At 52.1% G+C, this 5,995-nt stretch carries 10 protein-coding genes; 1 reads left to right on the top strand and 9 read right to left on the bottom strand.

What is annotated here, in order from left to right; translation table 11 throughout:
- The 8 genes from ACP5H1_RS07735 to ACP5H1_RS07700 all read right to left on the bottom strand — a co-directional run.
- Positions 1–354: hypothetical protein (locus ACP5H1_RS07735; RefSeq protein ID WP_427973754.1), on the bottom strand; the 354-nt coding region annotated here is incomplete at its 3' end.
- A 42-nt stretch (positions 355–396) separates the two neighbouring features.
- Positions 397–1,077 carry a hypothetical protein gene (locus ACP5H1_RS07730; RefSeq protein ID WP_427973751.1) on the bottom strand — a complete coding sequence of 227 codons (681 nt, stop codon included), beginning with the start codon at positions 1,075–1,077 and terminating at the stop codon, positions 397–399.
- A gap of 42 nt (positions 1,078–1,119) precedes the next feature.
- Positions 1,120–1,725: a hypothetical protein gene (locus ACP5H1_RS07725; RefSeq protein WP_427973749.1), complete on the bottom strand. Its 606-nt coding sequence runs from the start codon at positions 1,723–1,725 to the stop codon at positions 1,120–1,122.
- 18 nt (positions 1,726–1,743) lie between these two features.
- Positions 1,744–2,355 (bottom strand): hypothetical protein, encoded by a 612-nt coding sequence (locus tag ACP5H1_RS07720; protein WP_427973747.1) that lies wholly within the window; start codon positions 2,353–2,355, stop codon positions 1,744–1,746.
- A gap of 6 nt (positions 2,356–2,361) precedes the next feature.
- The gene (locus tag ACP5H1_RS07715; protein WP_427973745.1) at positions 2,362–2,964 is read right to left on the bottom strand and encodes a hypothetical protein; all 603 of its coding nucleotides are present in this window, start codon (positions 2,962–2,964) and stop codon (positions 2,362–2,364) included.
- A gap of 44 nt (positions 2,965–3,008) precedes the next feature.
- Complete coding sequence (locus ACP5H1_RS07710) at positions 3,009–4,751, bottom strand: hypothetical protein (protein ID WP_427973742.1); 1,743 nt, start codon at positions 4,749–4,751, stop codon at positions 3,009–3,011.
- A 24-nt stretch (positions 4,752–4,775) separates the two neighbouring features.
- Positions 4,776–4,982, bottom strand: a complete 207-nt coding sequence (locus ACP5H1_RS07705) for a hypothetical protein (RefSeq protein WP_427973740.1) — start codon at positions 4,980–4,982, stop codon at positions 4,776–4,778.
- 11 nt (positions 4,983–4,993) lie between these two features.
- Positions 4,994–5,212 (bottom strand): hypothetical protein, encoded by a 219-nt coding sequence (locus ACP5H1_RS07700; protein ID WP_427973737.1) that lies wholly within the window; start codon positions 5,210–5,212, stop codon positions 4,994–4,996.
- 79 nt (positions 5,213–5,291) lie between these two features.
- Between ACP5H1_RS07700 and ACP5H1_RS07695 the strand changes: the two genes are divergently transcribed.
- Positions 5,292–5,570, top strand: a complete 279-nt coding sequence (locus tag ACP5H1_RS07695; RefSeq protein ID WP_427973735.1) for a hypothetical protein — start codon at positions 5,292–5,294, stop codon at positions 5,568–5,570.
- Between the two features lie 179 nt (positions 5,571–5,749).
- On the opposite strand, the gene ACP5H1_RS07690 is transcribed toward ACP5H1_RS07695, so the two are convergent.
- A complete protein-coding gene (locus ACP5H1_RS07690) occupies positions 5,750–5,959 on the bottom strand; it encodes a hypothetical protein (RefSeq protein ID WP_427973732.1) in 210 nt (69 codons plus the stop codon).
- Between the last annotated feature and the right edge of the window lie 36 nt (positions 5,960–5,995).

Genomic DNA, 5,995 nt, shown 5'->3' with positions numbered 1-5,995 from the left:
ATATGACTTAGGTAGAATGATACCGTGAGGGACTACGTAGTCCACATGGATGCTGCTGTACTCAAGCATGTCCTTGACAAACTTCGTAGGAGCGACTACGGTGTGGACGTTTATGTGAGGTGCGAGCTTGACCCTGACAGGGCCCTCGGACACAAGGTAGAAGACCCCGTGGCCCCTGGGTATCAGCCTGGAAGCGTAGTATACGTCATACCTGGTGTCAGAGACGTAGACTATAACGTCGTAGTCCTTCCAGAGCTGGGGAGTCTCTACAATGGGCCACCCGTTAGCGTCCGCAACCATTGACGCAACGAGCCTGATTGAGCTAGGAAGCCCGTGAGCTACAGCTACCTTCACTCAGACCCCCGAAAAAAGGTTAGCGGGAAGAGGATAAAGGGGTTACGTGGTAACGCTGAAGGTGTAGGTTATCTGTAGCGTCTGTCCGTTCTGCACAGTTATGGCTGAGCTCGGGACGTCATAGGCTAACAGGAAGTAGTCGGAGCTTACGGAAGAGTTAGTGCTGACGTTAGTCATGGCGAACCCGCTGACGTAGGCTATTATGCCTATCTCGCTGACGGTAACCGTCCCACCGCTTGAGTTCACGAAGCTCCTTGAGAGCGTGAACGACGTGGTGTTACCGCTGACGGTTACGCCGCTTGAGAATGACATGGCCTGATACTGGAGCTGCCCGGCCCCAGTGCCATTGGTTATTGGTGCGGCAAGGCTAACAAGTGTTGGGCTAACGGTATTAGACCCGCTGCCGACCACTATGCCGTAAGTGTTGTTTCCTGCAGGGGCATTTATGTTTATGATGCCTGGGGACGCGCCGTTAATATTTATGCTGACGTTGCTCGTGTCTGCTGTGGTGATGGTCTGTGAGCCCCACATGGCCAGCTGGAATATCGCATAGTTTTCCACAAGAGACCTTGAGGGCTCAGTCCTCCTAAGTATGACCTTGCCGTCCTTGTCCCTGACCTCATAGGTAACGTATGCCCTTACCTGGACTGACGTGGGGTCTACGTCATTAGCTAATGAACCCTTATCCTCAAGGTAACTTATATAGTCTGGTACCACGTCCACCGCACCACGTAAAATAAATAAAGGAGAAGGTTATAAGTGTTTTTACGCGTTTAACGTTATGGTGTAGGTTACCGTCAATGTCTGGCCGTTCTCAAGCGATATGGGAGAGGACGGCTGGTCGTATATAATTAGGAAGTTGTCGGCACTAACCGAGGCGCCAGTGGACAAGTAGGACATGTTAAAGCCGCCGAGGCGTGCTATGACGCCTATCTCTGTAACGTTCACAGTAGAGCCGGAGTTATTAGTCATGCTCCTTGACACCTTGAACGAGACCTGTGAGCCTGACACGGTAGGCGCCTCAGGGAACGAGACGCTGCTGTAGGAGAACGAGGAGGACGTGAGGGGAGCGTAGAGGTTATAAAGGGTAACGCTGTTAGACCCTGTGCCGGAGCCGAAGATTATGCCGTAGCTCGTGTCAGAGGGGGAGGCGCTGAGCGATGCAGTACCGTATGAGCTTCCGTTCACCGACACGGCACTGCCCGCAGTGTCATAGAGCGTTTCAGCAACCTGTGCGAACATCAGGAAGAGCAACGTAGCGAAGTTCTGGGTAAAGCTGTGTCCTTCTTCTTCCCACTCCCTGACCACACGGCCATCTCTGTCAGTTACCTTGAAGTGAAGCTTAACGCCGATGCGGACACGCCTAGGCATGAGCGTTCACCCCGGACGTTATGGGTTGATGGTGAACGTGTAGGTTACCGCAAGGGCATCTCCAGGTGCAAGGCTTATGGTAGGTATGTTGTCATACCATAAAAGGAAGTTACTTGGACTTGCAATACCGAACGTATAATTGGCGACAAGGCCGATTTCCGTAACAGTAACAACAGTGTTTGACTCGTTAGTGAAGACGTTATATATTAAGAACGACATAGAGTTACCGGAGACTGCTGGGGAGCTGGAGAAGTTAATGTTACCGTAGACAAGCTGGCCGGAGCCGGTGCCGTTGGCGATAGGAGCAACTAACTTAGTTTGGTTAAACGGGTTGCTGCTTGTGCCGCTGCCTACCATTATAGATATGCTGTTAGCTTTTACTACAGCATAGCTACTAATATTCCATGCAGTGCCGCTTGTGTCGGTAGCGGTGCCTCCCAAAGAGCCAAGCATGCCAAGCATTGCGTAAAGGTTATACGTAGGGCTGTGAGACCTTAACGTGAGCTTGGACTTGACCCTTCCCTGTCTGTCAATTACCTTAAGCGTCAGGGTAGCTACAAGCCCAAGGGACTCGGGCTCTCTGTCAGGAAGCTTGACGTCATAATTATCAACGCTAGGGCTGAGCAGCACGGCCTATCACCCCGTCAGATTAACTACGATGGCGACGCTTATAGACCCTCCGCTTGGAACGCTAACCGGAGAGGACAGCGTGTCATAGGTAAGTAGATAAGTTGAGCTTGAGCTAGTGTTACAGGGAGTTATAGTAAGCTTAAGGCCGAACTCTGAGACGTTAATAGCGCTCCCGCTGTTGTTATATTCACCGTAGAAGATAAACTGAGGGACGCCGGAGGAGGTTATGTTATAGGCGTATGAGACGCTCATGGAGGCGCCGGTTATTGGGGCGTAGAGGCTGTTTATGGTAGGCGAGAACGCCTGAGTGCCGGAGCCTAAAACTATAGCGTATTTGCCGTTAGGGTAATTAAGACCACAATTAGAATTCATAAGTGTTGGGTAGTTAGGAAAGCTAAAGTTATAGTTATACGCGGCTAGGAGGCTCGCTACAGCCCACAGAAAGCCGGCAGTGAGCGACCTGAGGCCGCCCTCCCTGTAGTCTATTATGTTACCGTCCTTGTCCTTAACTGCAATGACGTAGTATGACTTCATGTTACCCTGGAGAGGGCTGGACTTAGCAAGGCTCAGGATGTCATTACCGTAGTCCTTTACATCCCCTATCAGCAAGCGTAACCCCAGGGATATTAATTATAGGTGAGGCTATAATATCTTTATGAGACTGAGGAAGTGTATGTCAGTGATGGGGATAGCGTTACGTTATACTTTGGCGGGTTAATGACACTATATGTGTAGGCCAGCGACGCAGAGGTGCTAAACGCCTCAGACACCGGAGATATTACCGTGTAAGCGTATTTCACAGCAGGGCTTAGGCTAAGGGACTGAGTTGATGGTGATATTATAGAGTATTTATATGACATGGCAGGGCTCAGGCTAAGGGACTGGGGCACTGTAGCAGGAGAGCTTGCCGTGTAGGTGTATGACGTGTTCATGGTCTCAGTTAGGGAGGTGGACACTCCAGAAGGCGAGCTGAGGCTGTAGGCATAAGTCATTCCCGGCTTCAGGCTAAGGCTGAGGGACTGAGCAGGAGTCAAAGTAAGGCTCTCCTGTAGCGTCGTAGGTATGTTTGAGGTCAGCTTTGGCGTAAGGGTTAGGCTTACCTTAGCTGGAGGAATTACAGTGGTGCTCGGAGAGCCGCTCATACTTTCAGAGCCGACACTTACTCCACTGAAATTAACGCTTGTGCTTGGAGAGCCGCTAAGGGTCTCAGTCCCAGTGTTAATGCCACTGAAGTTAGTTGATGTCGAAGGCGAGCCGCTCAATGTGTTGCTGGCAGTAACATACTTAGACACAAGGGCAAGGACAGGGCTAAGCGTGAACTCAAGCTTGGCTGCAACGGCAGTGGTTACGGACTTAGTGTAGCTGAGGACAGGGCTGAGGCCGAAGCTGGCAGTGCTAGGTGTTATTAAAGTATAGCTGTAGGTGAGCGATGGACTCAGTGAAAGGCTTGCAGTGATAGGCGTTATCAGGCTGTAGCCGTAGCTCAGTGATGGGCTAAGTGTGAACGGCACTGAGATGCCGCTTATCAGGGTGTAGTTATAGGTGAGCACCGGGTACAGGTAATACTCATACGGGACGGTAACCAGCCCGTAAGGCGTCGGCCCGGTAAGTATTGCGGGCTCTGCGAGCGTGGGCTCAGGCAGGGTAATTACCAACGGCCTAGGCGTCAGCACAAACGTCTTGGTCTTAGACGTGCACTGGGGCAGGACGGCGTCAAGGAGGCCGGCGGTCATGAGGGCGAGGCCGAGGCCGCCGGCTATGCGACCGATGGCCCCCTTCATGCTGGTCTTACCGCCTGTGTAGAGCCTGAAGACCCTCCACAGGGCCTCTATAGACATGTCAGCCGATACCATAGTTATGAACTTGTTACGCATGTTACAGGCGAGGCTGTAAAGCCAGCTATCTATGTCTCTTGCTATGCCCTGAAACCAGTCCGATATGGTGGCCCCTACATTCTTTATCCACGAAACGATTGCAGATACAAGGCCCTTGAGTGCGTTCCAGATATACTTTGCAAGGGTAACTAGGGCTCCCCAAACCCACGTGGCCACCTCATAGAGCCCATGTAGTATGAACGAGAACGCCTGGTAGAGCCACTTGCCCACCGTGTCAAAGGCGTCCTTGATGTAATGCCCTACTGTAGCGATTGCGGAGCTGAGGAAGCTGCCGATGTCGCTCAGCCCCTTCCAGATAAGCGAGCCGAAGGAGAACAGGCCTGAGACAATCGCCTGAGGTATAGAAGCTATATCCTTGAACAGCTGGGAGGCCGAGGAGGAGATGGCTGAGGTGAAGGAGCTGACGGCAGAGCCCACGCTTGAGGACAGGCCCTCAACAGGGGAGAATACCTGGCTTATCGCGCTCCCGACGTCCTGAAAAACTGATAATATAAATGACACTCCCCCTCAGCCCCCCGAATAGCTTTACATCAGCTTAAAGGTTATCACTATTGCCCCGTTCTCTATCTTTAGGTCTATCAGCCCCTGGTACTTGGGGTCTACCCTGCTGAAGAGCAGCTGCTTGAGTTCCGACTCTGTTAGCCTCAGCTCTATTGAGTTGTTGTTGAGCTTTGGAGGGTTGGACGGCTTAACAGGGAAGCCGGCCATCAGGAGGTCTATTAATGAGCTCATGCATCACCACCTCAGGTAAACAGTATTATCAGATTGGTAATAAGCATAACTGCGTAGTTCGGGTGAGAGGTCATGAGGTTAATGAGCCAGTTAGCGAGCCTCTGGAACCAGAGGTAGAGCTCGTTACCAATAGTGGCTAGGGCCGCTACCACTGTCCCGAAGAGAGACCTTGCCTCCTGGACAGCGTTGTTCTCAAGTCCGTTGTCGCCTGTGCCCAGTACTTCAACCAAGCCAGACCCCCATAGACCTTAATGGACTACTGCAGTAAAATATTTAACTTCACACAACAAAATACAGTTCGGTGGAAGCATGCCGTTCGTAGGGAACATGACCCAGATATCCGAGGTAGTGGTGTCCGCAGTCCAGCCGTACCTCCTTGACCTTGTCATGATATTCGTGGTCGGCATTGTAGGCTACCTAGTACTTGACTTCTTCCACAACAGGCACGTGGAGAAGCTTGGGCAGCAGCTTGCTGACACCACAACGCTAGCGATAAACGCAGTACAGAACATGCTGACGCTTGACGTAACGACCAAGCAGGCTTCCTACATAATGGATAAGAAGTCCCAGGAGACTGAGCAGAAGTAAGCTATTCCTTTTTCTTAACACCTTTTTTCTTTTAGGAAGTTTAACGGGCCCCTCCCGGGCCCTCGCCCCCTGCGGTCGCCACTGGGGCCTGGGCAGGCCCGTGGAGGGGCCGAACTCGGGCCCGACGGTTATAAAAAAGGAAGTTCTAGGTTTAAAAAGCTAGCGTGGAGGCGGAGGGGTTACAGCCCTATCCAGCCCAGGAACCTCCTTATGAAGGGTATCCTGGTCATGGCGTAGCCTATGCCGGCAACGAGCCCAACGCCTACCACTATCTCCACTATGGTCGGAGCGTAGGTGCTCAGTGCCTGGGCGAAGGCGTCGAGCAGCGACACTATGCCGGAAACGAAGTCATTCACGAGAGTGCTTATCCCGGACGCCGGAGAGCTCATATCCTACCCACCTCACGTCTCGTGAGTAGGTGTAAC

Source organism: Acidilobus sp. (assembly GCF_049973875.1).
In the GTDB taxonomy this organism is placed as follows: domain Archaea; phylum Thermoproteota; class Thermoprotei_A; order Sulfolobales; family Acidilobaceae; genus Acidilobus.
This window is presented reverse-complemented; position numbering and strand designations above follow the sequence as displayed.

Coding starts and splice junctions, on each gene's coding strand:
- ACP5H1_RS07690 (WP_427973732.1), bottom strand. CDS start 5,959: ATGAGCTCTCCGGCGTCCGGGATAAGCACTCTCGTGAATGACTTCGTT.
- ACP5H1_RS07695 (WP_427973735.1), top strand. CDS start 5,292: ATGCCGTTCGTAGGGAACATGACCCAGATATCCGAGGTAGTGGTGTCC.
- ACP5H1_RS07725 (WP_427973749.1), bottom strand. CDS start 1,725: ATGCCTAGGCGTGTCCGCATCGGCGTTAAGCTTCACTTCAAGGTAACT.
- ACP5H1_RS07705 (WP_427973740.1), bottom strand. CDS start 4,982: ATGAGCTCATTAATAGACCTCCTGATGGCCGGCTTCCCTGTTAAGCCG.